The following is a 22,803-nucleotide window of genomic DNA, read 5'->3' on the forward strand; positions in this document are numbered from 1 at the left end:
CGGGTCCCCGCCCGCCCCGCTGAACCGGGATGTGCTGGAGCCGCAGATGGAGGAGATGGCGCGGAACTTCCACCAGTTCCAGGAGGGCCTCGATGATTCCCCGGCGGTGCAGCGCGTCGCCGACGAGATCGTGCTGCACGGGCAGAACCCGTCGGCCCTCATCGGCATCGCCCTCGGCATCGGCGCGCTCTCCGCTCTCGCCATCGCCGTCCTCAGCCACCGCATCACCGCGGGAGAGCTGGTGCAGCGGCAGGCCCGCACCGGCCGCACCGGCCACATCGGCGCGCAGCTCGCAGGGTTCGGCACCACCGCCCTCGTCGTCACGGTGAGCGGCGCGGTCCTCGCCGCCGCCGGCACCGGTCTGCTGGTGCTCACCACCGGCAACCGGGAGTTCGCGCTCATGCTCACCCTCGCCGCGGCGCTCGCCGCCGCTGTGGTGCTGTCCGCTCTCGGCGAGGCGCGCTCACGGGTGCTGACGGGGGCCGTCCTCGGTGGTGCGCTGATCGGTCTGCTGGTGCCGATCTCGAACGTTCTGGGCGGCACGAAGCGCCTGCCGGTGCTGTGGGAGGACCGCGCCCTGCGCAGCGACGCCCTCTCCTCACCGACGATCCTCGCCGGTGGCCTCCTGGGCCTGGTCAGCGCCGCGATCCTCGCCGGGCTGCTCGCGGAGGCGCTGCGCCGCACCACCGCGGACTCCGTTCTCGATGCCCGCGACGCCGCTGACTCGGGCGCTGACGCGCCGCTGGAGTCCCGCGCGGTCCGCGGCCGCACGCTCGCGCTCGTGCCGGTGCTGCTCGCTCCCGCGGGCATCAGCGTGGCGGCGTTCGGCATCGGCGGCGCCGCCCTGCAGTCCTACGTCGCGGTCCTCGCGGCCGCGGCCGCGACCCTCACCGTGGTGGCGGCGGTGCGGGAGCGCACCGCGGTGGCGGCGCTCGCCGAGTACCACGCGGACCGCTTCGGCGGCCGCGGCTCCTGGGGCCATTCCGCTGTCACCGTGGATGCAGCATCCGCCCGCGTCACGGCGCTGATCGCGCAGGCGACCGCTGCGGGCGTCGCCGCGGCGGCGATCCTCGCCGCGGTGCTGGCGCCGTTCGTCGCCCAGGTGGGGTCCGATGGGTCCAGCCCGATCCTGCGCCTGCTGATCGCGGTGTGCGGTGTGCTGGTGATCGTCGGCATGTGGGCGCAGGTGCGCGGCGTGAAGGAACCGGACCTGCGGGACGACTGACCCCGTCGGCCCGCCCCGCCGCTGAGGCCCGGCGCGCTGCGCGGGAGCGCCCCGGCTGGGGCAGCGCGAGTCAGAGGCAGTCGCCGGTCGCAGTTCCCGAGGCCGCCACGACAGCGGGAGTGCCCTCGGCGACGATCCTGCCCGCGTCGAGGTCGATCACGTGGTCGCAGCCGGCGACCACCCGCATGTCGTGCTCCACCACGATCACGGTGGCGCCCGCGTCGACCAGGCGGTTCAGCTCCGCCACCAGCAGGTCCACATCCGCCGGGTGCAGGCCCGTGGTCGGCTCATCCATCAGGTAGACGGTGCGGCCGCGCGCCGTGCGCTGCAGCTCCGTGGCCAGTTTGATCCTCTGCGCCTCGCCGCCGGACAGCTCCGTGGCGCTCTGCCCGAGCCGCAAGTACCCCAGCCCGATCGCCTGCAGGGCCCGCAGCGCCCGCGCCACCCGCTGGTCCTCGGCGAACACCTCCACCGCGTCATCCACGGTGAGGGCGAGGACATCGGCGATGGTGAGGCCGTTCCACTGCACGTCGAGGGTGTCGGGGGCGTAGCGCTGCCCGTGGCAGGTGGGGCAGGTGGTGAAGCTGCCCGGCAGGAAGATCAGCTCCACTTCGATCTGGCCGACTCCGGAGCAGTCGGGGCAGCGGCCCTCGGGGGAGTTGTAGGAGAAGCGGCCCACGCCCCAGCCGCGTCGCTTCGCCTCCTCGGTTCCGGCGAACAGCTGCCGCACCCGGTCGAACAGGCCGGTGTAGGTGGCGAGGCAGGACCGTGGCGTGCGGCCGATCGGCTTCTGCGTGATGTGCACGAGCCGGTTCACCCGGTCCGCGCCGGTGACGCCGCCGAGCACCGGGGCGGAGTCGTCCGTGTCGGGGCCGACGGGGTCCGCGGCATCAGCGGGGTCGGCGGGGTCGTCGTCGTTGACGGTGGTGCGGACGTTTTCGCTGAGGGCCCGCCCGATCACCTCCGTCAGCAGGGTGGTCTTGCCGGCGCCGGAGCGGCCGGTGATCGCCGTCAGCGTGCCCAAGGGGACGCGGACGGTCACGTTCTGGAGGGTGCGGGCACTCGCGCCGGTGATGACGAGTTCGCCCGCCGCGGCCCGGGCGTCGCCGGGTCCGGTCGGCTGGGGCTTCTCGGCCCCGAGGTAACGCGCGGTCTGGGATGCGCCGACGGACTCCAGCTCATCCGTCGGGCCGGAGAACAGGACCTCGCCGCCGCCTTCACCGGCGCGGGGCCCCACATCGACGATCCAGTCCGCCTGCGCAACGAGGGACATGTCGTGCTCCACGATGAGCACGGAGTTCCCCTGCTCGATGAAGTCGGTGAACAGGTCCTGCAGGATCCCCTTCTCACTGGGGTGCAGGCCTGCTGACGGCTCATCCAGCACGTAGGCGACGCCGAACAGGCCGGAGCGCAGCAGGGCGGCCAGGCGCAGGCGCTGCAGCTCGCCGGTGGAGAGGGTGCGGGCCTGCCGGTCCATGCTGAGGTGTCCGAGGCCGAGGCCGGTGACGGCGTCCAGCACCGGCAGGACGGTGGGCAGCAGGATCCGCTCCGCCTCCTCCTGCGGGGTGGTGGGGTCACCGGCGCGCTCGGCGCGGTCCGTGAGGAGGGCGCGCAGGTCCTCCAGCGGCATAGCGGTCATGTCGACGATGGAGCGGTCGAGGTACCGGAAGCGGAGCGCTTCGGGGGTGAGGCGGTGGCCGCGGCAGTCGGGGCAGGTGCTGCGGTTCATGTGCTTGAGGGCGCGGGCGCGGGTGTGCTCGGACTTCGAGTTCGCGGCGGACTTCTTCAGGTGGTCGGCGGCGCTCATCCACTGGCCCTGGTAGGTGCGCTGCGTCTGCGAGGGGGAGCGCTCCGGGGTCACCGTCACCACGGGGGTCTCATCGGTGAACAGGACCCAGTCGCGGGTGTCCTGCGGGAGGTCCTGCCAGGGGGCGTGGACGTCCACGCCGAGGACGGCGAGGATGTCGCGGAAGTTCTTGCCCTGCCAGGCGCCGGGCCAGGATGCGATCGCGCCGTCCATGATGGACAGGGTCGGGTCCGGGACCATGGAGGACTCCGTGGGCTCCATGAGGTAGCCGGCGCCGTGGCAGCGGGGGCACTGCCCCTCGGCGGTGTTGGGGGAGAAGGAGTCGGAGTAGAGCTGGAGCCCGTCCGGATGGGTGCCCACGCGGGAGAACAGCAGCCGGATCGAGTTCGAGAGGTTCGTCAGGGTGCCGACTGTGGAGCGGGCGCCCCCGGCGGCGGTGCGCTGCTCGAGGGCGACCGTGGGTGGGATGCCGTCGATGTGCTCCACCTGCGGGTCCACCGCTGAGCCGATGAGGCGGCGCGCGAACGGCGCCACGGACTCCAGGTAGCGGCGCTGCGACTCGCCGTGGACCGTGCCGAACGCGAGCGAGGACTTGCCGGAGCCGGAGACCCCGGTGAACGCCACGACCTTCCCGCGGGGGAAGTCGACGTTCACGTGGCGGAGATTGTGCAGGTGGGCGTCGCGGACGCGGACGAGATCGGACATGCGCTCACGGTAGCAACGGTCCGTGAGACCACTGCGGCGCGGCAGTCCGATCCGCGCCGCACAGCGCAGTACGCTGGTTCCTCACTGCTGCTTCAATGATCGGACGGTTCGTGTCTCTTCCCCCTGAAACCCGCCGCCTCATCGGCTGCGGCACCGGCTGCTGCACTGCGCTGATGGTCCTCCTCATCGGCTTGCTGGTGGCGATCGGCGTGATCGCCGGCGACACCACCGCGAGCCCTGAGCAGACCCGCCCCGGCATAGAACTGAGCGAAGCCCCCACCGGCGAGCCCAGCACGGCGACGCCTGCGTCCGCGCCCCCGTCGGCCTCCCCGACGCCGTCGGCCACCGCGACCGCGCAGCCGACCACTCCCGCCGCCTCGAGCGCGGCCCCAACCCCGGCGGCGAAGCCGTCCACCGCGCAGACCCCGTCGGCCGCCCCCGCTCAGAAGGGCACCCCCGCCCCGGCTGACGGGACCGCGCTCGCGACCCTGCGCACCCTCGAGGTGAAGGGCCGCGCACCCGAAACCGGGTATGACCGGCACGACTATCAGTGGCGCCAGGACACCGACCACAACGGCTGCGACACCCGCAACGACGTGCTGCGTCGCGACCTCCAGGCCGTGATCCTCAAACGCGGCACCAGGGGCTGCGTGGTAGCGGCCGGGCAGTTCACCGACCTGTACTCCGGGAAGGTCATCACCTTCGACGAACCCTCCGACGCGGACATCGACCACATCGTGGCCCTGCAGAACGCGCACGTCACCGGTGCGTTCCGCTTCGGTAGTGCGAAGCGTGTGGAGCTCGCGAACGACCCCCTCAACCTGATCGCGGTGGATGCATCCCTCAACCGGCAGAAGGGCTCTGCTGACGCCGCGACCTGGCTGCCGCCGAACACGGCGTTCCGCTGCGAATACGTGGCGCGGCAGATCTCCGTGAAGAAGAAGTACGGTCTGTGGGTGACCCCGCCGGAGCGCGACGCGATGGAGCGCATCCTCACCTCCTGCCCCGACCAGAAGACCTACTCCAGCGCGTCCCTGGCGTGGCCGGGCCGCGGTGAGGGGGACGTGATCGGCGAAGGGGAGCGCCCGAAGCCTGTCAGCGGCAGCGATTCGACGACCAGCGAACCGAAGAAGAAGCAGCCCGCTTCGTCGCCGAAGCCGGCCGCTCCGAAGAAGGAGCAGAAGCAGGGCGTCGTCGGCGACTCCCAGAAGAAGCCCGGCTCCGGGCGGGAGCCGAGCGGCGGCTCGGTGCGGTTCAAGAACTGCCGGGAGGCATGGGATGCGGGCGCCGCGCCCCTGCGCCGCGGCGACCCCGGCTACGAGTCGAAGCATGACGGCGACGGCGACGGCGTCGCCTGCGAGAAGCGCCCGCGCTGATACCCGCGGCAACGAGTGAACCCCAGGCCAGCCGGGGCTGGGACCTGGGGTTCCGTGGAGCGGGTGACGGGAATCGAACCCGCGCTGTCAGCTTGGGAAGCTGAAGTTCTACCATTGAACTACACCCGCGTACCCCGTCAGCTTAGCCCCGGCACGCCCCGTCGGCCAAAACGAGGGGGCCGCAATCACGGCCGGGCCGGGTAGTCTGGGGGCGTGTTGCTTTCGGATCGCGATATTCGCAGTGAGATCGAGCAGGGCCGCATCCGCCTGACCCCGTTCGATGACCAGTTCATCCAGCCGGCGTCCGTCGATGTGCGCATCGACCGGTTCTTCCGGCTGTTCGACAACCACAAGTACGCCATGATCGACCCTGCCGAGCAGCAGGATGAGATGACGCGCCTCGTGGAGGTGGACCCGGACCAGCCGTACATGCTGCATCCCGGGGAGTTCGTCCTCGCCTCCACCTACGAGACCGTGGAACTGCCCGACGACATCGCTGCCCGTCTCGAAGGCAAATCCAGCCTCGGCCGCCTCGGCCTGCTCACCCACTCCACCGCCGGGTTCATCGACCCCGGGTTCGACGGCCACATCACCCTCGAACTGTCCAATATGGCGACCCTGCCGGTGGCGCTGTGGCCCGGAATGAAGATCGGGCAGCTGTGCTTCTTCCGGCTGTCCTCCGCCGCTGACAAGCCGTACGGTAGCGCCGGCAACCTCAACCGCTACAAGGGGCAGCGCGGACCGACCGCGTCCCGCTCCTACCTGAACTTCCACCGCACCCACATCCCCAAGGAGACCGCATGAGCCACCGCCTGCTGGCCGACGACCCGATCGACCTCGACGCCGTTCACTCCCTTGTGCGCTCCCGCTACCCCGAAGCGACCCACAGCCTCGACACCATCGAGATCGGTCAGGGCGCATCCTTGACCTCCGCGGGGGAGCGCGAACTCACCCTCGAGCCCGGTGACGCGGAGGGGATGGAGGATCTGATCGTCGCGATCGCCCGCCGCATCGGCGGGAAGGCGGAGCTGGAGGGCGGCCACGAGATCGAGCCGAGCCGCTTCGACGTTCCCGCCCTCGACGTCATCTCCCCGTACGCACTGGAGGAGGACGACACCCTCGCTGTGGTGAAGGGCCTCATCCGCGAAGCCGTGCTCGATGAGGGCCCCCACGCGAACGGAGCCGCCCACCAGATCTCCGCCGCCGTGTTCCCCTTCGCCGATGTCATCGTGCGGGTCCGGCCCCTCTTCGAAGGCGAAGTGATGACGGTGGCGCACGTGGACTGGGTGAAGGAGGGCGCGGTCCGCTACTACGTGTCCCTCACGCAGCGGCCCGACCGCGAAGAGGGCCAGGGGCTCGATGACGCGGCCCGCCGGCGGATGGAGCGCGAGGCCTACCTCGCGTGCGCGGCGGTGGCCAAGCAGCTGCACGAGAAGGTCGGCGGATTCATCGTGGACGGCGACGGCTTCCTCGTGAACCCCGACGACATCCACTGACGACGCCTCACCGCGCGGGCATCACCCGTCGGCCTCCCGCTCCTCGGCGGGGGAGGGGCCGACGGGTGCCCGCCCCGCGGCACCGAGCCTGACCGGCAGGAACAGCACCAGGCCCAGCAGCAGCACCGCCACGATCCCGAGGATGCCCATCGTGACCCCGCCCAGGTGCGTCACCGCGAGGGTGAACGCGCCGGTGCCGAGGAATCCGAACGCGCGCCCCGAGGTGGCGTACAGGCCGAAGTTCTCGGTGTAGCGGTCCGGGTCGCTCAGGCGCGTCAGCAGGGTGCGGCTGGAGGCGTTGATCGGCCCCACGAAGAAGCACAGGGCAAGACCCGCCGCCCAGAACGCGGCTGCTGTGCCGGCTACGAGGATCACGCAGCCCAGCACGATCACCGCCACCAGGGACGCGACGATGACGGCGCGCGGACCCACCCGGTCCTCAACACGCCCACCGATGAAGACACCCACACCGGCGATGAGGTTTGCGGCGATGCCGAACACGATGATCATGACGGTGGAGAAGCCGTAGGCTCCCGCGGCGATCACACCGGCGAGGGTGAACACGGCGCCGAGCCCGTCGCGGTACACCGCTGACGCCACCAGGAAGTGCAGCATCTGCGGTTCGTCGCGCCACGTTCGCACGAGCCGGCGCCCGATCTGCCGGTAGCCGTCCCACGGGGTCCAGCGCGGGGCCGACGGGTCCCGCGGTGACGGCGGCACCCACCGCATGATCGGAAGGGTGAACACGATGATCCACAGGGCCGTGAACAGGGCGATGGCGCGCAGGTTCCAGCCGCGCTCAGAGGTGATGCCGAGCAGACCGGTGCCGGGCATCACGAACAGCACCAGCACCATGCAGAGGATGGAGCCCCAGTAGCCGAGCGCCCACGCGGTGCCGGAGATGCGCCCCCGGTTCTGCTCCGTGGAGATCTGCGGCAGCACCGAGTTGACGAACACCAGCGCCAGCTCCGAGGTGACCACGGCGGCGGCGATGAGGACGCAGCCCCACAGCACGAAGGCGGGGTCCATCGCGACCGTCACCATCAGCGCCACCAGCACCCCGGTGGCGAGGGTGGTGATGCGCAGCAGGGTGTTGCGGTGGCCACCGGTGTCGGCGAGGGATCCGAGCAGAGGGGCGAGCAGTGCGACCGCGACCGCGGCCCACATCTGGGTGCTGGACAGCAGCGCGGAGGCGCGGTCCGTGGCGGCCTGCGCCGCGGCGGGGTCCTCGATGCCGGCGGTGGCGACCCCGGTGGTGATGTACGCCGCGAACACGAAGGTGAGGATGACCGACGAGAAGGCGGAGATTCCCCAGTCCCATAGGCCGAACGCCCGGATCTGCGCGGCGAGGGCGGAACGGCGGGGCGTGAGTGGGCCCTCCTGAACTGCGGTCATGATTCCAGAATAGGCGGCGCGGTCGTTAGACTGGGCCCATTCCACCCTTCCCCGGCCAGGACGGAGAACGCCGTGTTCACAGCTCTCGCCGTCCACTTCGCCGCGGCGGCGCTCGCGCCGGCTCTCGTGCGCCGCCTGGGACGCGGAGCCTTCTACCTGCTCGCCCTGGTGCCGGCCGCCACCGCCGTGTACGTCGCGGTGCTGGGTCCGCAGGTGATCGCCGGCTCCCCCGTGGTGGAGGCGCACCCGTGGATCCCGCAGTTGGGCATGACGCTCACGCTGCGGCTCGATGCTCTTTCCTGGGTGTTCCTGCTGATCGTCTCCGGCATCGGCGCCCTGATCTTCGCCTACTGCGCCCGCTACTTCAGTGACTCCGAGCCCGGGCTGGGCCGCTTCGCCGGCGTCCTGCTGGCGTTCGCCGGTGCTATGGCGGGTCTCGTCATCGCCGACGACATGATGCTCCTGTTCATCTTCTGGGAGCTCACCACGATCTTCTCGTACCTGCTGATCGGGCACTACCTGACGAAGCAGGCGTCGCGTCGCGCCGCCATGAACGCACTGATCTCCACCACCATCGGCGGCCTGGCGATGATGGTGGGGTTGCTGATCATCGCACACGACGCGGACTCCATGCTGCTCTCGGACGTGCTTCAACGCCCGGAATCCGTCGGCGTGGTGGCCCTCGTGCTGGTGCTGGTCGGCTGCGCCACCAAGAGCGCGCTCGTGCCCGGGCATTTCTGGCTGCCGGGCGCGATGGCCGCCCCCACCCCGGTGTCCGCGTACCTGCATGCCGCTGCGATGGTGAAGGCCGGCATCTACCTGCTGCTGCGGATGGCGCCGTCACTGGAGCTCTACGATTCGCTGCGGATCGCGGCGGCTGTTCTCGGTGTGGCCACGATGGTCCTCGGCGGCTGGCGGGCCCTGCGCCAGTTCGACATCAAACTGCTCCTCGCCTACGGCACCGTGTCGCAGCTCGGCTTCATGGCCGCGATCGCTGCCCTCGCCACCGATCAGGCCGTGTTCGCGGCGGTGGCGCTCGTGATCGGGCACGCCCTGTTCAAAGCGCCCCTGTTCATGGTGGTCGGTGCGATCGACAAGTCGTACGGCACGCGTGACCTGCGGCGCCTGCACGGCGTGTGGAAGGACGCCCCCGCCCTCGGCATCATCGCGATCCTCGCTGCCGCGTCGATGGCGGCGATCCCGCCGCTGTATGGGTTCATGGCGAAGGAAGCGGTGTTCACCGCGATGCACGAAATGGGCGGCTGGGGCCTGCCGGTTCTGGTCGGCGTCACCGCCGGTTCCGTGCTCACCGTCGCCTATTCGTGGCGGTTCATCGCCGGGGTGTTCCCCGGTGAGGGAGGCATCCTGGAGCGGCCCGTCCCCGTTCTGTTCTGGGCCCCCGCGGCGCTGCTCGTGGCAGTCTCTGCTGCTCTGATCCCGCTGGTGGGAGCTCTGAACACTGTGCTGCACGCGATCGTCACCGGCCCGTTCGACCTGCACGTCGTCCCCGTGCTCGGTCTCCCGCTGCTGGCCAGCGGCATCGCCATCGTCGGCGGTGTCCTCCTCGCGCTGTGGGCCGACGGGTTCGAGGCGCTCCAGAAGCGCGTCTCCCCGCTGGAGCGGCCGTGGGGGAAGTATGTGGACGCCGAACGCGGCTTCCGTTCATTCATGCGCGGCATCGACCTTGTGTCGGTGAAGACCACCGCCCAGTACCAGAGGGGCTCCCTGCCGCTGACGGTCGGCACGATCCTCGGTGTGATGATCATGCTGGCTGGTGTGCTGATCCTGACCCGCGGCTTCTGGCCGCAGAACGTTGTGGCGTTCCACCACTGGAGCGAAGCAGCGATCGCGGTGCTCGCCATCGGCGCCGGCATCGGCGCGGCGAGGAGTCGCCGGCGCCTGCGTGCCGCGCTGCTGCTGACCGGCAGCGGCTACGCCGTGGCGCTGCTGTTCATGGTGGCGGGCGCCCCCGATGTTGCGGCCACGCAGCTTCTGGTGGAGACCGTGGTGACGGTGGTGTTCGTGCTCGTGCTGCGCCGCCTGCCCACCCACTTCTCCATCCGGCCCCTCAAGCGGGACCAGTGGTCCCGGTGGATCTTCGCGATCGGCACCGCGATCGTGGTGTGCCTCCTCGCCGTGTACGCGGCGTCCGCGCGCAGCGCCGATCCGACGGGACCCGACCTCATCGACGCGGGCTACGAGATCGGCGGCGGCCACAACACAGTGAACGTGACGCTCGTGGATGCCCGCGTGTGGGACACCATGGGCGAGATCGCGGTGCTGCTCGTGGTGGCCTCCGGGGTGGCGTCCCTGCTGTTCGTCACCAAGAGCGAGAACCATGTGATCCGCGTGCGGGATGTGAACCAGACCGTGCCGGTGTGGCGCCGCAGCCAGGACGCGGACCTGCCGGACAACATCACCCACTTCGACGCCACCCCGGAGGAGGCCGACGGCAACCGCTGGCACACCTGGCTGCACGCCTCGAAGACCCTCGCCCCGGAGCGCCGCCTCGTGATGATCGAAGTGATCACCCGCGTGGTGTTCCCGCTGCTGATGGTGCTGTCGGTGTACCTGCTGATGGCGGGCCACAACCACCCCGGCGGCGGCTTCGCCGGCGGTCTTGTGGCCGGTCTCGCCGTCACACTGCGCTACCTCGCCGGCGGCCGGTTCGAATTGGCGGAGGCGATGCCGGTGCAGGCTGGGCATGTGCTCGGCGCCGGCATGGCGATCGCTGTGCTCTCCGGCGCCGCGCCCCTGCTGTGGGGCGGCGGCATCTTCGACTCCGTGGTCCTGCACCCCGTTGTGCCGGTGATCGGCGAGGTGGAGCTCGCCAGCGCCCTCGTGTTCGACATCGGCGTGTACCTCGTGGTGTTCGGCATGGTGCTGGACTTCCTGCGCACCCTCGGTGAGCAGATCGATCGACAGCAGGAGGCTGAGCTCAGTGCCCATTAGCCTCACACTCGTCATCGTCTCCGGTGTGCTCATCGCCTGCGGTGTGTACCTGGTGCTGGAGCGCACCCTGACCCGCATCATCATGGGGTTCGTGCTGCTGTCCAACGGCATCAACCTGCTGTTCCTGATGGCGATCGGTGTGCCCGGCAGGCCCCCGTTCCAGGGGGCGGCGCCGGTGGAGGAGATGAGCGACCCGCTGCCGATGGCGATGGTGCTGACCGCGATCGTCATCTCGATGGCGCTGTCCGCGTTCGGGATGGCGCTGGCGCACCGCGCCTGGCAGCTGTTCGGCCACGACGAGGTCCCCGACGACGTCGAGGACCGACGGGTCCGGGCGCGCACCCGTCGGCGCCGCTCCTCGAAGGCGACCGGGACGCCGACAGGCCCCCAGCGGGCCCTCGTGGACCTCGTCGGCGCCGAGGCCGACTTCCCCGACGACGACCATGACGAGATCTCCGACGACCTCACCTCCGACGACCACGTCGAAGGCCCGGAGACGGAGGCTGATGAGGAGACCGTGCGCACCGTGATCATCCCGCCGAAGGGCCAGCGAGGCAGTCGGCCGACGGGAGGGGAGTGCTGATGGATCCGGCAACCCTCATCGCCCTGCCGGTCATGCTGCCGCTGCTGGGCGCGGCCGTGGCCCTGCTGACCCGCCGACGCCACCGCCTGCAGCTGTGGGTCACCATCTCCACTCTGGTCGCGATCCTCGCGGTCGCGGCCATGCTGGTGTTCTACGCCCACACCGGTGACGTGATGGTCCTCCAGATCGGCCGCTGGACCCCGCAGCTCGGGATCGTGCTGGTCGTCGACCGCCTATCAGCGCTGATGCTGCTGGTGTCCTCCATCGTGACGCTCGCGGTCCTCGTCTACTCCAGTGCGCAGTCGAACGCGGGGCGCGCCGAGCGGACACCCGTGGCGATCTTCCACCCGTCCTACCTGGTGCTGGTGGCGGGAGTGTCGATCGCGTTCGTGGCGGGCGACCTGTTCAACCTGTACGTCGGGTTCGAAGTGCTGCTGTCGGCATCGTTCGTGCTGCTCACCCTCGGCGGCTCGAAGGAACGAGTCCGAGCCGCCACGGTGTACGTCATCGTGTCGATGCTGTCCTCCATGATCTTCCTGGTGGGGCTCGCCGCCGTCTACATGGCCGTGGGCACCGTGAACTTCGCTGAGATCGCTGTGCGCATGGACCACATCAGTGAGAGCACGCGGCTGATGATCGAGTTCGTGCTGCTCGTGGCGTTCGGTGTGAAGGCGGCGATCTTCCCGCTGTCGGCCTGGCTGCCCGACTCGTACCCCACCGCACCCGCTCCCGTCACCGCCGTGTTCGCGGGTCTGCTCACCAAGGTGGGCATCTACGCGATCATCCGCCTGGAGACCCTCCTGTTCCCGTTCTCGGAGATCTCCACCCTGCTGCTGGTGGCGGCCGGTCTGTCACTGATCATCGGCATCTTCGGTGCGATCGCCCAGACGGACCTGAAGCGCGTGCTGTCCTTCACCCTGGTCAGCCACATGGGGTACATGCTGTTCGGCATCGGAGTGTCCACCCAGTTGGGGATGACCGCGACCGTGTTCTACGTGGCGCACCACATCACCGTGCAGTCCACCCTGTTCCTCGCCGCCGGGCTCGTGGAGTACAGGGGCGGGTCCACGAATCTGGCGAAGCTGGGCGGGCTGGCGAAACTGTCCCCGGTGATCGCGATCCTGTTCTTCATCCCGGCGATGAACCTCGCCGGCATCCCGCCGTTCTCCGGCTTCATCGGGAAGGTGGGGCTGATCCGCGCCGGCATCCAGTCGGACACCTGGCTGTCCTGGACCCTCGTGGCGGTGTCCGTGATCGCCAGCCTGCTGACACTGTACGCCATTGCGAAGGTGTGGAACCGCGCGTTCTGGCAGTCGGCGCCGCCCGAGGTGCTGAAGCAGAACCCGGACATCCCCGAGGCACCGTACGCCGCGACCGCCGCCCTGGTGGCCGTGACCATCGCGCTGACGGTGGTGGCGGGTCCGCTGATGGGCTACGCCGAGGAGGCGGCGAAGTCGCTGCAGGCGCGCGCCCCGTATGTGAGAGCGGTGCTGGGCGATGAGGGCGTGGACCGCATCGTGTACCGGCTCGGTGAGGACGGGCAGCGGGTGGTGCAGCGATGAGCGAGCTCAGCAGGCGCCTGCGCGGCCTTCCCGAGCATGTGATCGGCATAGCGGTCGCACTGATCGTGTGGTGCGGTCTGTGGGGCGGGCCGACGCTTCTGAACGTAGTGGGAGGGGTCGCTGTCGTCCTCCTGCTGGAGCTGATCTTCCCGATGCCGGCGATCGGTCGCGAGCTGACTGTGCGACCGGTGGCGGCGGTGGTGTTCCTCGCCCGGTTCTTCTTCGACATGTTCCGCTCCGGCCTGGAGGTGGCCTGGGCGGCGATCCGGCCGCGGCCGGTCCCCGACTGCTCGGTGGTGGGGGTGCAGCTGCGGTCCAGATCGGACCTGTTCCTCACCTTCACCGCGATGCTCGCCACCCTCATCCCGGGTTCCGTGGTGGTGGAGGCGCAGCGCTCCAGCGGAACGGTGTTCCTCCACGCCTTCGACGTCACCACCCCCGAGGAGGTGGAGGAGTTCCGCCAGTCCATCCTCGACCAGGAGGAGCGGGCCCTGCGGGCATTCGCCCGGCGCGAGGTCCTCGAAGGGGCCGGCTTCAGCGTCCGGAAGGGAGGGCGCGATGCCTGACTGGGTGATTCTGGTGGCGGGCATCATCCTGTCCCTGTCCACGATCCCGGTGATCTACCGGATGGTGGCGGGCCCCACGATCCTCGACCGGTCGGTGGGGGCGGACATGCTGATGGTGTTCGTGCTGCTCGCACTGGCGCTGTTCACAGCGGCCACGCATTCCACCTTCGCCATTGTCGGGATGTTCGCGATCACTGCGCTCGGCTTCATCGGCACGATGGCGTTTGCCCGTTTCGTGTCCCGTGAGGAGACGTCGCAGGCGAAGGACAAGAGTGACGGGGTGAAGCAGCTGTGACGGCGTTCCTCTCCAGTGCTCTTGTGCTCGCCGGCGCGATCATCGCCGGCATCTCCACCATCGGACTGCTGCGCTTCCCGGATGTCCTCACGCGGATGCATGCGGCGTCGAAGCCCCAGACGGTGGGGATGATCCTGTTCCTCGTGGGCGTCGCAATCGATGTGGGCTCCGTCAGCGTGGCGGCCCTGCTGGCGATGGTGGGCCTTGCCCAGATGGTGACCGTGCCGGCGTCCAGTGCGATGGTGGGCCGGGCCGCGTTCCGCCGCGGCTTCATCCACGACGGTGAGTATGCGGTCGATGAGCTGTCGCCCCGCCTGGCGATGGGTGGGGAGCCCGATGATGACGACGACGGGTTCATCGACGAGTACGCGGGGCCGGGGGATGCCGATCCGGCGAGCGCGGAGTCGCTGCCGGACAACCGGTTCATCCACACCTCGGGCATGGACCTGGCGGAGCTGAAGAGCTGGGCTGCAGACTCCGGCACGGACGGCCGCGTGGATCTCGGTCCCGAGGACGACCGGACCGACCGCGACGCGCCGAACCGCCCCGCCTGAACCGGCGCCCGGAACCGGCACCCCTCGCTTCCGCGAACTTCAGGTGAATCATCCACCTCAGGACGGCCCGTGAGGTGGATGATTCGCCGCACGTTCGGAAACAGGTGGGGGCGGGGGAGAGAGGGTGGGGCGGCCCACGCCGCCGGGCATGACAAAGCGGCCGACGTCCACCGGCCCCATCTAGGGCCAGCAGCCGTCGGCCGCCGCTGTCAGGTGATCAGGGCTCCCGGCCGGTCGGGCTCAGCTGAGCCGACTCGGACCGGGTGCCTGACCTGATCCGATCAGAACAGACCGAACGCCTCACCGTTGTCGTCCAGGCCCATGCGCAGAGCTGCAGGCTGCTTCGGCAGACCCGGCATCGTCATGACGTCACCGGTCAGCGCGACGACGAAGCCGGCGCCGAGCTTGGGGATGAGGTCGCGGATGTGCAGGACATGGCCCTCGGGAGCGCCGAGCTTCGTCGGGTCATCGGAGAAGGAGTACTGGGTCTTCGCCATGCAGACCGGCATCTTGTCCCAGCCGTTCTTCTTCAGGCGACGCAGTGCGGCCGGAGCCGAACCCACGTACTGCACCTCGGACGCGCCGTAGATCTCCTTGGCGATGGTCTCGATGGCGTTCTCGATGCCGTCCTCGGTGTCGTAGATCGGAGCGAACTTCACCGGCTCGTCGATCGCCTTCAGCACCTGGTCGGCGAGCTCGAGTGCGCCCTCGCCGCCCTTGGCCCAGACCTCGGACAGAGCAGCCTTGAAGCCGTTCTCCTCAGCCCAGTCCAGAGCCGCCTTGATCTCCTTCTCGGTGTCGTTCGGGAAGCGGTTCAGGGCGATGACGGGCTCCACGCCGAACTTGCGGACGTTCTCCACGTGCTTGCGGAGGTTCGAGGTGCCCTCGAGCAGTGCGTCCACGTTCTCGGTGTTGAGGTCGTCCTTCTTGACGCCGCCGTGCATCTTGAGAGCGCGGACGGTCGCGACGATGACGACCGCGTCCGGGCCGAAGTCACCGAAGCGGGACTTGATGTCCATGAACTTCTCGCCGCCGAGGTCCGAGCCGAAGCCGGCCTCGGTCACGGCGATGTCGCCGAGGGAGCGGGCGAGGTTGGTGGCGATCATGGTGTTGCAGCCGTGCGCGATGTTCGCGAACGGGCCGCCGTGCACCAGTGCCGGGGTGCCGCCGAGGGTCTGCACCAGGTTCGGGTTCAGCGCGTCCTTCAGCAGCAGGGTGATGGCGCCCTGCACCTCGAGCTCACGCACGGTGACGGGCTCGCGGTCGTAGTTGTAGGCCACGACGATGTCGCCGATGCGCTTCTCGAGGTCCTTGAGGTCGGTGGCGAGGCAGAGCACGGCCATGATCTCGGAGGCGACGACGATGTCGAAGCCGTCCTCACGCGGGACGCCCTGGGCGGGGCCGCCGAGGCCGACGACGATGTTGCGCAGCTCGCGGTCGTTGACGTCCACAACGCGCTTCCACTGCACACGACGCGGGTCGATGTTCAGCGGGTTGCCCTGGTGGATGCTGTTGTCCACGAGGGCCGCGAGGGTGTTGTTCGCGATCTGGATGGCGTGGAAGTCACCGGTGAAGTGAAGGTTGATGTTCTCCATCGGGACGACCTGGGCGTAGCCGCCGCCGGTCGCGCCGCCCTTAACGCCCATGATCGGGCCGAGGGCCGGCTCGCGCAGGGCGACCATGGTGTTCTTGCCCTTGAGGCTGAAGGCGTCCGCCAGACCGACCGTGGTGGTCGACTTGCCCTCGCCGGCGGGGGTCGGGGAGAGAGCGGAGACGAGAACCAGCTTTGCGGGCTCCTTCGGCTCACCGATCTTCTTCATGTCCACCTTGGCGATGTGCTTGCCGTAGTGGATGAGGGCGTCCTCGGGGATGCCGGCCTTCTCGGCGATCTCGCCGATGGGCTTGAGGGTGTGCGCCTGTGCGATCTTAAGATCCGGGTTCTCAGAAGCCGTCATTCGAATCTCCTTTGACGATGTAGAAGTCGAACTGTCCGCTGCCAGGGCTCATTCGTTCAGCCCGGGCGGGGCCAGCTGATGTTCATGCTAAGCCCGCGCATTGAGCGGTTGCTGTGCGGAACCGGTGCCGTATGGCCCCCGTCACGAACGGGGGCGTGCCCGTTATGGGCGGCTGTGAGGACGCTCCCATCTGGGCCCGTCGGCGCCGAGGGGAGGCCGGCCGACGGATCCCGGCGAACAGACGGGGCGGGGCGGAACCGGTTGGTCCTGCCCCGCCCCGTCAGTGGGCGGCTGCTGGTGGGTCAGCGGCCGTCTGGGCGGCCTTCGTGGCGACCGTGGCGATCACCGAGGTCGTCCTGGGCGTCCTGCGAGAAGTCCTGGTAGCCGGAGTCGTCCACCTGGGCGTCCTGCGAGAAGTCCTGGTAGCCGGCGTCGTCCACCTGGGTGTCCTGCGAGAAGTCCTGGTACCCGGAGTCGTCGACCTGGACCTCCTGCGAGAAGTCCTGGTAGCCGGCGTCGCTGCCCGCGCGGGTGTCCACGTCGATGTCGCCCTGGCGTGCGTCGCCGGGGCCGCGGTCGTACAGGCGGGGGTCATCGGTCTGCGAGTAGTCTTCGTAGCCGGAGTCGTCGCGGTGATCAGTGCGATCCTCGACGCGGTCAGTGCGGACCTCTCGGTCCTCGTGGCGCTCGAGGCGGTCATCACGGCTGTCCTGGTCGGCGCCGACGACGGCGGCGGGGCGGCCCTCGGAGCGGTGCTCCACGTGCTCCTCGTCGAGGCGGCGGTCATGGTCGACCGCGTCGCGGTGGTCAGCATCGGCGGCGGGGCGGTCCGCGCGGCGGCGGCCGGTGGCATTGGTGTCCGGGTCGAGCTCATCGGCGCGGCGCAGGCGGTCATCGAGGTCCTCACGGGCCTGGACGGCGTCGCGCTTCTGCTGAGCGGCGCGCTCAGCCTGCTCGTCAGCGGCGCGCTTCTGGCGCTCGGCCTCGAGGCGGGCACGGTCGGCCTGCACCTCGGACTCGCGGGCTGCGAGCTCGTCCTCCTCGATGCGGGTGCGGTCCTGGGCAACGCTCTGGCGCAGCTCAGCTGCCTCGCGGCGGTCGGCTTCGGCCTGTCGCTGCTTCTTCTTGGAGCTGAGAACGGAGATGAGGATGATCAGGGCGAGCAGGACCAGCGCGATGATGATCGCGGGAATGACCCAGCCGGGAAGATTGTCCATGGTGTGCTCCTTCGGTCGGTCCGAGCCAGCGGGCCCGGGTGGTGCGCCGACGGGGGCGGCGGCGTCACTTGATTCAATCAGATGCATGTGGCGCCCGCCACGATCACCGGGAGGAATGTCACGGTGAGGTCACGGGCAGCTCCCCGGGCACAGCGGCCAGCGGTGCAGGCCATCCAGAGTCTGCGGCATGGACACCGGTGCCCGGGCACTGGTGCTCGGGGATGGAAGCCCAGGTCGCGGTGTCCTTCGGTGCCCATCGTGTCGGTGCCCGGGTATCCGTAGCGTCGGGGTCATCGGCCGTTGGCGATCAGCGGCCCCGTTGAAGGCGACGCATCATGACCATCAATCGTCGACGATTCCTCACCCTTGCCGGCTCCGGCTTCGTCCTCGCCGCGGCGACCGGCTGCAATCCCTCTGAGCTGTTCGGCGGCGACGGCGACAACGACACGAACGGGGACGACCAGGACCGCAGCAGGAAGGACGCCAAGGGCGACGGCAGCGACGGCCAGAGCAGCGATGGCGACGACGGCCAGAGCAGCGATGGCCACGACGGCCAGAGCACCGATGGCCAGAACCAGGGCAGCGATCCGTTCGGCGGTGACGACTCCGGCGACACCGTCCCGAGCGGTGACGGCAACGGAGACTTCCGGCAGGAGAAGGCCTCCGGTGCTCAGGCCGCCACGGGCCGCTTCCAGTACACGGTGCCGAAGACGTGGACGCCGGTGCAGAAGAGCCGCTTGGACAGCCGCGACGTCGCCGGGTACGACATCAACAACGGTCGCCACGGCTACCTGCGGATCACCGACGTGGTGAAGCTGCGCGGCGGCCCGTACACCCAGGCATCGAACTGGGAGAAGGACATCAAGAACGCCTCCGATCTCGAGTTCGTCGAGAGCCGAGCGGTGAAGCAGTGGGACATCTCGACCGGTCAGAAGGCGTTCACGAAGCTGATCGCCGTGAAGATCAAGAAGACCGGCGCGAAGGCGGTGTCGATCCTCATGATGATCGAAGTGGAGGAGCACAAGGCGTACCACGTGATGCGCGGCATGGTGACGCCGAGCTATGCGCAGAGTGCGGAGTTCAAGTCGTTCGTCAACAGCATCCGCCTGTCCTGACGGCGGTGGTGGCTGGGGGGCCGCTCTGACGCTGCAGCTTCGTGCATGCCCCCGGGCATGAAGGAACCCCCGCGATGTAGAAGCTACGCGGGGGTTCCAGTGGCTCCGACCGGCGTCGATCCGGTGACCTTTCGATTTTCAGTCGAACGCTCTACCAACTGAGCTACAGAGCCGTGTCACGAACACTCAGTGGTGCTCACGAACCAGATCAGAGTAGCAAGAACCGATGCGCGGCGCGAATCCGTCGGCCCCACTGAGAGGGAGGCCACGCCCGAACCCGGGTGGAGGCGCACCCACTACGCTGAGGGCACCACCCCCGAACCCCCAGGACGACCCGTTGAGCACCTCTTCCGCGCTGATCGCCGCCCTCACCAGCAGTGACGTCCGAGCAGATCAGCACCGCCTCCTGTTCATCCACGCCCACCCCGACGACGAAGCGGCCCAGACCGGTGCACTCACCGCCTGGGCCACCGGCCGCGGCATTGCCGTCGCCGTCCTCACCTGCACCCGCGGGGAGGAGGGCGAATACGTGCCGGGGACGCTGGCCGACGGGGACGACCTCGTCACGGTCCGCGCCCGCGAACTCGCCGGCTCGCTGCGGGAACTGGCGGTCGATGCCCACGCCTACCTCGGCACTGAGCCGGCCCTGCGCGAGGGCGCCCAGCCCCGCCACTACCGCGACTCTGGCATGCAGTGGGTCGCACCGGGCGTGGCCGGCCCCGCCGACACCACCGATGAGCGCACCTTCACCGCCGCGCCGATCGCGGAGGCGGCCGCGGATGCCTCCGCCTTCGCCGCTGACTTCGGCGCGACCGCGATCATTTCCTACGACCAGTACGGCAGCTACGGCCACCCCGACCATGTGCGGGCGCACGAGGTCGCGGTCGAAACGGCGCGCGTCACGGGCCTGCCGATGCTGGAGGTGCTCTCACCCGTCGGCCCCGAGAGCGACGCCGGGTTCACCCGCCTGGACGCCTCAGACGGGTTCCGGGCAGCGCAGCGTGCGCTCGCCCACTACCCGACGCAGATGCGGGTCGACGGCGACGAGCTCGTCCACGTGGGCGGGCAGCGCACCCCGATCGAGACGAGCGTGGGGCTGCGCGGCGTCGAGGTCGGTGCATGAGTGGGGCACCCGTCGGCCGCCCCGCTCCAGATTGCCGTCCCGCACCCGGCGGCGCTGCCCCCGCGGGGCGCCGCGTCGTCATGGTGACCGTCCACACCTCCCCGATCGCGGGCCCCGGCTCCGCGGACGCAGGCGGCATGAACGTGATGGTATCCAGCATCGCCGCCGCCCTCGCCGACCGCGGCTGGCAGGTCGACCTCGTCACCCGCCGCACCGCCCCCGACCAGCCGGACCGACGCGACGTCCACCCCGGCGTCACCCTCCACCACCTGCCGGTGGGGCCGCCCGTCACCGTTCCGAAACCGCAGGCGGAACGCCTCATCGCCCCGTTCGCCGACGCGTTCGACACCTGGTGTGAGGAGCACGGCGACGGCGTGGACATCATCCACTCCCACCACTGGTTCTCCGCCGCCGCGGTCCTCGACATCGCCCGCCGCCGCAGCATCCCGCACGCCGTCAGCTACCACTCCGTGGCCGCGGCCGTGGGCGAGGACGGCCTCGACGCCGGCGAGCAGCCCGAATCGGACGGCCGCCGGGCAGGGGAGCAGCGCGCCGCCGCAGAATCGGACCTCGTCATCGCCGTCTCCGACACCGAGAAGCAGATGATCATCCAGCGGTGCGGCGCCGACCCGGATGCGATCGACGTGGTCCGCCCCGGGGTGGACCTCGACCTGTTCCACCCCCGCAAGGCCGTACCGAGCGGGCCGACGGGTGCCGCGCCCACCGCCGCAGCACAGGGGGAGGGGCCCCATCGCCTCGCCTGCGTGGCCCGCCTCGAACCCCTCAAGGGCATCGACCAGGCGATCCGCATCCTCGCCGCCCTCCGCGACGAGGACGTCACGCTCACCATCGCCGGAGCCGCCGCCGAGGACTACCGCGACTACGAACGCCGGCTGCACGCCCTGACGGCCGAACTCGGCGTCAGCGACCGGGTGCGGTTCGTCGGCGCTGTCGACCGGGAGGACCTCGCCGCTCTCCTCGCCGGCAGTGACCTGCTGATCAACCCGTCCTATTCGGAGACCTACGGCATCATCAACATCGAAGCCGCGGCCTCCGGCACCCCCGTGATCGCGCACCGCTCCAGCGGCATGCGCGAATCCGTCATCGACCACGTCACCGGGATCCTGATGGACACCCGGGACCCGTCGGCCTGGGCCGACGGCATCCGCACCCTCATCACCAGCCCCGCCGCCCTCGAGTCACTGTCCCGCTCCGCCGCCGAGCGGGCGCAGCGCCGCACCTGGGCATGCGCCGCCGAACAGTTGGAGGACTCCTATGAATCAAGCGCTCTACGATGACCGCGTGCCGAGCTTCTCGGCCACCCTCACCGGCCACATGATCTCCGGCGCCATCAAGGCAGTGTTCGTGGCGCTGATGCTGTTCGCCACCTCCGCCACGGGCGCCATCAGCGAGATCACCCTCTCCCACGCGCTGACCTTCGCGTTCGTCGCCATGATCCTGGTGGAGACCGTCAGCGCGGTGATGTTCCACGTGGTGGCGCTGCGCCGCCGCCACCCCCGCCCCGGCAGCACTGCCGTGACGGTGGTGGACCTGGCGCTGCCGCCGCTCGCGGCGCTGCTGTTCGGCACGATCCTGCTGGGCGGCGGGATCGTGATCGCCGCAGCGATCTGCTTCACCATCGTCTTCTGGGTGTTCACCCTGCTGGTGGAGAAGCCGTGGCGGGAGGACGACGCGGCCGTGGAGGCGATGGAGAAGTCCCGCTGGTGAGGGCGCTCACTCGGTCATGACCTGCGGCACAGTCAGCGCAGCCGGCCCCGCCTGAACGCGGACACCGTTCAGCGCGGAGCCGCTGCGCGTCCGCGTCCGCACAAACAACAAGAGCCCCACCGAAGTGGGGCTCTTGTTCGTCCTGCGACCCTGACCGGGCTTGAACCGGCGACCTCCGCCGTGACAGGGCGGCACTCTAACCAACTGAGCTACAGGGCCTCATTTTTTCCGCCCCTCTCGGAGCGACAAGAAATACTCTACGCGACCCCAGGGCCGAGCGCCAATCCTGGGGCTGTGACTCTGATCGCACAGGTCAGGTCAGGTCCTTCAGCTCCTCCAGCAGCTCCGCCACACCGTCGAAGTCCTGGTCGGGACGGAACGGGAACTGCTCCAGCGTGCCCGGCTGCGTGATGCCCGTGTAGACGAGGATCGTGTGCATGCCGGCTTCCATCCCGGCGACGATGTCGGTGTCCATCCGGTCGCCGATCATCGCGGTCGTCTCCGAGTGCGCCTCGATCTGGTTGAGGGCGGAGCGGAACATCATCGGGTTCGGCTTGCCCACCACATACGGGTGACGGCCCGTCGCCTCCGTGATCAGCGCCGAGACCGCGCCGGTGGCGGGCACGATGCCCTCTCGGGACGGACCGGTCGCGTCCGGGTTGGTGGCGATGAAGCGGGCGCCCTCGGAGATCAGACGGATCGCGCGGGTGATCGCCTCGAAGGAGTAGGTGCGCACCTCGCCGAGCACCACCACGTCCGGCTTCGTGTCGGTGATGACGAACCCGGCGTCGTGCAGCGCGGAGGTGAGGCCCACTTCGCCGATCACGTAGGCGCGGCCGCCGGGCAGCTGCTTCTTCAGGAACTGCGCGGTCGCCAGCGCCGACGTCCAGATCGACTCCTCCGGGATGTCGATGCCGGAGGCCTGCAGGCGCGCGTTGAGGTCGCGCGGGGTGTAGATCGAATTGTTGGTCAGCACCAGAAAGCGCTGCCCCTTCTCCCGCCAGTGATCGATCAGCTCCGCCGCGCCCGGCAGCGCATGGTTCTCGTGGACGAGGACGCCGTCCATATCGGTCAGCCAGGTCTGGACGTCAGCGAGCGTGCGGTCGATCTTCATGTGACCATGATCGCTCATCCCGGCAGTGGGCACAA

Annotated in this window: 19 protein-coding genes and 3 tRNA genes; 14 read left to right on the forward strand and 8 right to left on the reverse strand. The window is 69.6% G+C overall.

Annotated features, from left to right (window positions below; genetic code table 11):
- A partial coding sequence (locus MHY20_RS06435; RefSeq protein WP_239375707.1) for a hypothetical protein occupies positions 1-1,225 on the forward strand: 1,225 nt, incomplete at its 5' end.
- 70 nt (positions 1,226-1,295) lie between these two features.
- On the opposite strand, the gene MHY20_RS06440 is transcribed toward MHY20_RS06435, so the two are convergent.
- Positions 1,296-3,737 (reverse strand): excinuclease ABC subunit UvrA, encoded by a 2,442-nt coding sequence (locus MHY20_RS06440; RefSeq protein ID WP_239375708.1) that lies wholly within the window; start codon positions 3,735-3,737, stop codon positions 1,296-1,298.
- A gap of 110 nt (positions 3,738-3,847) precedes the next feature.
- Between MHY20_RS06440 and MHY20_RS06445 the strand changes: the two genes are divergently transcribed.
- Complete coding sequence (locus MHY20_RS06445) at positions 3,848-5,113, forward strand: DUF1524 domain-containing protein (protein ID WP_239375709.1); 1,266 nt, start codon at positions 3,848-3,850, stop codon at positions 5,111-5,113.
- 55 nt (positions 5,114-5,168) lie between these two features.
- Here MHY20_RS06445 and MHY20_RS06450 read toward each other — a convergent pair.
- Positions 5,169-5,242 (reverse strand) — tRNA-Gly (locus MHY20_RS06450).
- An 84-nt stretch (positions 5,243-5,326) separates the two neighbouring features.
- On the opposite strand from MHY20_RS06450, the gene dcd reads away from it, so the two are divergent.
- Entirely contained in the window at positions 5,327-5,917 is a 591-nt protein-coding gene (gene dcd / locus MHY20_RS06455; RefSeq protein ID WP_239375710.1) for a dCTP deaminase, read from the forward strand.
- On the forward strand, positions 5,914-6,609 hold the full coding sequence (locus MHY20_RS06460) for a hypothetical protein (RefSeq protein ID WP_239375711.1): 696 nt from the start codon (positions 5,914-5,916) through the stop codon (positions 6,607-6,609). The genes dcd and MHY20_RS06460 overlap by 4 nt, the downstream gene beginning before the upstream one ends.
- A gap of 21 nt (positions 6,610-6,630) precedes the next feature.
- Here MHY20_RS06460 and MHY20_RS06465 read toward each other — a convergent pair whose 3' ends face one another.
- Positions 6,631-8,004, reverse strand: coding sequence for an MFS transporter (locus MHY20_RS06465; protein ID WP_239375713.1), 1,374 nt, complete (start codon positions 8,002-8,004; stop codon positions 6,631-6,633).
- Between the two features lie 72 nt (positions 8,005-8,076).
- Here MHY20_RS06465 and MHY20_RS06470 point away from each other — a divergent pair, with 72 nt between their 5' ends.
- Genes MHY20_RS06470 through mnhG form a run of 6 tightly spaced genes read left to right on the forward strand, consistent with a single transcriptional unit; the run spans position 8,077 to position 14,516 of the window.
- Entirely contained in the window at positions 8,077-10,956 is a 2,880-nt protein-coding gene (locus MHY20_RS06470) for a Na+/H+ antiporter subunit A (RefSeq protein WP_239375715.1), read from the forward strand.
- The gene (locus tag MHY20_RS06475; RefSeq protein WP_183376286.1) at positions 10,946-11,539 is read left to right on the forward strand and encodes a Na(+)/H(+) antiporter subunit C; all 594 of its coding nucleotides are present in this window, start codon (positions 10,946-10,948) and stop codon (positions 11,537-11,539) included. Before MHY20_RS06470 ends, MHY20_RS06475 begins: the two co-directional genes overlap by 11 nt.
- Entirely contained in the window at positions 11,539-13,101 is a 1,563-nt protein-coding gene (locus tag MHY20_RS06480) for a Na+/H+ antiporter subunit D (RefSeq protein ID WP_239375717.1), read from the forward strand. Before MHY20_RS06475 ends, MHY20_RS06480 begins: the two co-directional genes overlap by 1 nt.
- Positions 13,098-13,667, forward strand: coding sequence for a Na+/H+ antiporter subunit E (locus MHY20_RS06485; protein WP_239375719.1), 570 nt, complete (start codon positions 13,098-13,100; stop codon positions 13,665-13,667). The genes MHY20_RS06480 and MHY20_RS06485 overlap by 4 nt, the downstream gene beginning before the upstream one ends.
- Positions 13,660-13,962 (forward strand): monovalent cation/H+ antiporter complex subunit F, encoded by a 303-nt coding sequence (locus MHY20_RS06490; protein WP_239375721.1) that lies wholly within the window; start codon positions 13,660-13,662, stop codon positions 13,960-13,962. The genes MHY20_RS06485 and MHY20_RS06490 overlap by 8 nt, the downstream gene beginning before the upstream one ends.
- A complete protein-coding gene (gene mnhG, locus MHY20_RS06495) occupies positions 13,959-14,516 on the forward strand; it encodes a monovalent cation/H(+) antiporter subunit G (RefSeq protein ID WP_239375723.1) in 558 nt (185 codons plus the stop codon). The genes MHY20_RS06490 and mnhG overlap by 4 nt, the downstream gene beginning before the upstream one ends.
- A 281-nt stretch (positions 14,517-14,797) precedes the next feature.
- Here the strand turns inward: mnhG and MHY20_RS06500 are convergent, their stop codons facing one another.
- Both MHY20_RS06500 and MHY20_RS06505 read right to left on the reverse strand, forming a co-directional pair.
- The gene (locus tag MHY20_RS06500) at positions 14,798-16,471 is read right to left on the reverse strand and encodes a formate--tetrahydrofolate ligase (RefSeq protein WP_239375725.1); all 1,674 of its coding nucleotides are present in this window, start codon (positions 16,469-16,471) and stop codon (positions 14,798-14,800) included.
- A 302-nt stretch (positions 16,472-16,773) separates the two neighbouring features.
- Complete coding sequence (locus MHY20_RS06505; RefSeq protein WP_239375727.1) at positions 16,774-17,688, reverse strand: hypothetical protein; 915 nt, start codon at positions 17,686-17,688, stop codon at positions 16,774-16,776.
- Positions 17,689-18,023: 335 nt separating this feature from the next.
- Between MHY20_RS06505 and MHY20_RS06510 the strand changes: the two genes are divergently transcribed.
- On the forward strand, positions 18,024-18,803 hold the full coding sequence (locus tag MHY20_RS06510; protein WP_239375729.1) for a hypothetical protein: 780 nt from the start codon (positions 18,024-18,026) through the stop codon (positions 18,801-18,803).
- Between the two features lie 100 nt (positions 18,804-18,903).
- Here MHY20_RS06510 and MHY20_RS06515 read toward each other — a convergent pair.
- A tRNA-Phe gene (locus MHY20_RS06515) sits at positions 18,904-18,976 on the reverse strand.
- A gap of 164 nt (positions 18,977-19,140) precedes the next feature.
- Here MHY20_RS06515 and MHY20_RS06520 point away from each other — a divergent pair.
- From MHY20_RS06520 to MHY20_RS06530, 3 genes are all read left to right on the forward strand, one after another.
- Entirely contained in the window at positions 19,141-19,926 is a 786-nt protein-coding gene (locus tag MHY20_RS06520; protein WP_239375731.1) for a PIG-L family deacetylase, read from the forward strand.
- Positions 19,927-20,006: 80 nt separating this feature from the next.
- The gene (locus MHY20_RS06525; RefSeq protein WP_239375733.1) at positions 20,007-21,224 is read left to right on the forward strand and encodes a glycosyltransferase; all 1,218 of its coding nucleotides are present in this window, start codon (positions 20,007-20,009) and stop codon (positions 21,222-21,224) included.
- Between the two features lie 4 nt (positions 21,225-21,228).
- Entirely contained in the window at positions 21,229-21,654 is a 426-nt protein-coding gene (locus tag MHY20_RS06530; RefSeq protein ID WP_239375735.1) for a hypothetical protein, read from the forward strand.
- Between the two features lie 145 nt (positions 21,655-21,799).
- Here the strand turns inward: MHY20_RS06530 and MHY20_RS06535 are convergent.
- Together MHY20_RS06535 and MHY20_RS06540 are read right to left on the reverse strand one after the other, a co-directional pair.
- Positions 21,800-21,873 (reverse strand) — tRNA-Asp (locus MHY20_RS06535).
- Positions 21,874-21,967: 94 nt separating this feature from the next.
- On the reverse strand, positions 21,968-22,768 hold the full coding sequence (locus tag MHY20_RS06540) for an HAD-IIA family hydrolase (protein WP_239375737.1): 801 nt from the start codon (positions 22,766-22,768) through the stop codon (positions 21,968-21,970).
- Positions 22,769-22,803: the final 35 nt, after the last annotated feature.

Origin of the sequence: Helcobacillus sp. ACRRO (assembly GCF_022347125.1) — a bacterium.
GTDB classification, from domain to species: Bacteria; Actinomycetota; Actinomycetes; order Actinomycetales; family Dermabacteraceae; genus Helcobacillus; species Helcobacillus massiliensis.

Bases quoted from the DNA above. Each gene is read 5' to 3' on its own strand.
- MHY20_RS06440 (WP_239375708.1), bottom strand. From the start codon at position 3,737: ATGTCCGATCTCGTCCGCGTCCGCGACGCCCACCTGCACAATCTCCGC.
- MHY20_RS06460 (WP_239375711.1), top strand. From the start codon at position 5,914: ATGAGCCACCGCCTGCTGGCCGACGACCCGATCGACCTCGACGCCGTT.
- MHY20_RS06465 (WP_239375713.1), bottom strand. From the start codon at position 8,004: ATGACCGCAGTTCAGGAGGGCCCACTCACGCCCCGCCGTTCCGCCCTC.
- MHY20_RS06480 (WP_239375717.1), top strand. From the start codon at position 11,539: ATGGATCCGGCAACCCTCATCGCCCTGCCGGTCATGCTGCCGCTGCTG.
- MHY20_RS06485 (WP_239375719.1), top strand. From the start codon at position 13,098: ATGAGCGAGCTCAGCAGGCGCCTGCGCGGCCTTCCCGAGCATGTGATC.
- MHY20_RS06490 (WP_239375721.1), top strand. From the start codon at position 13,660: ATGCCTGACTGGGTGATTCTGGTGGCGGGCATCATCCTGTCCCTGTCC.
- MHY20_RS06500 (WP_239375725.1), bottom strand. From the start codon at position 16,471: ATGACGGCTTCTGAGAACCCGGATCTTAAGATCGCACAGGCGCACACC.
- MHY20_RS06505 (WP_239375727.1), bottom strand. From the start codon at position 17,688: ATGGACAATCTTCCCGGCTGGGTCATTCCCGCGATCATCATCGCGCTG.
- MHY20_RS06510 (WP_239375729.1), top strand. From the start codon at position 18,024: ATGACCATCAATCGTCGACGATTCCTCACCCTTGCCGGCTCCGGCTTC.
- MHY20_RS06525 (WP_239375733.1), top strand. From the start codon at position 20,007: ATGGTGACCGTCCACACCTCCCCGATCGCGGGCCCCGGCTCCGCGGAC.
- MHY20_RS06540 (WP_239375737.1), bottom strand. From the start codon at position 22,768: ATGAAGATCGACCGCACGCTCGCTGACGTCCAGACCTGGCTGACCGAT.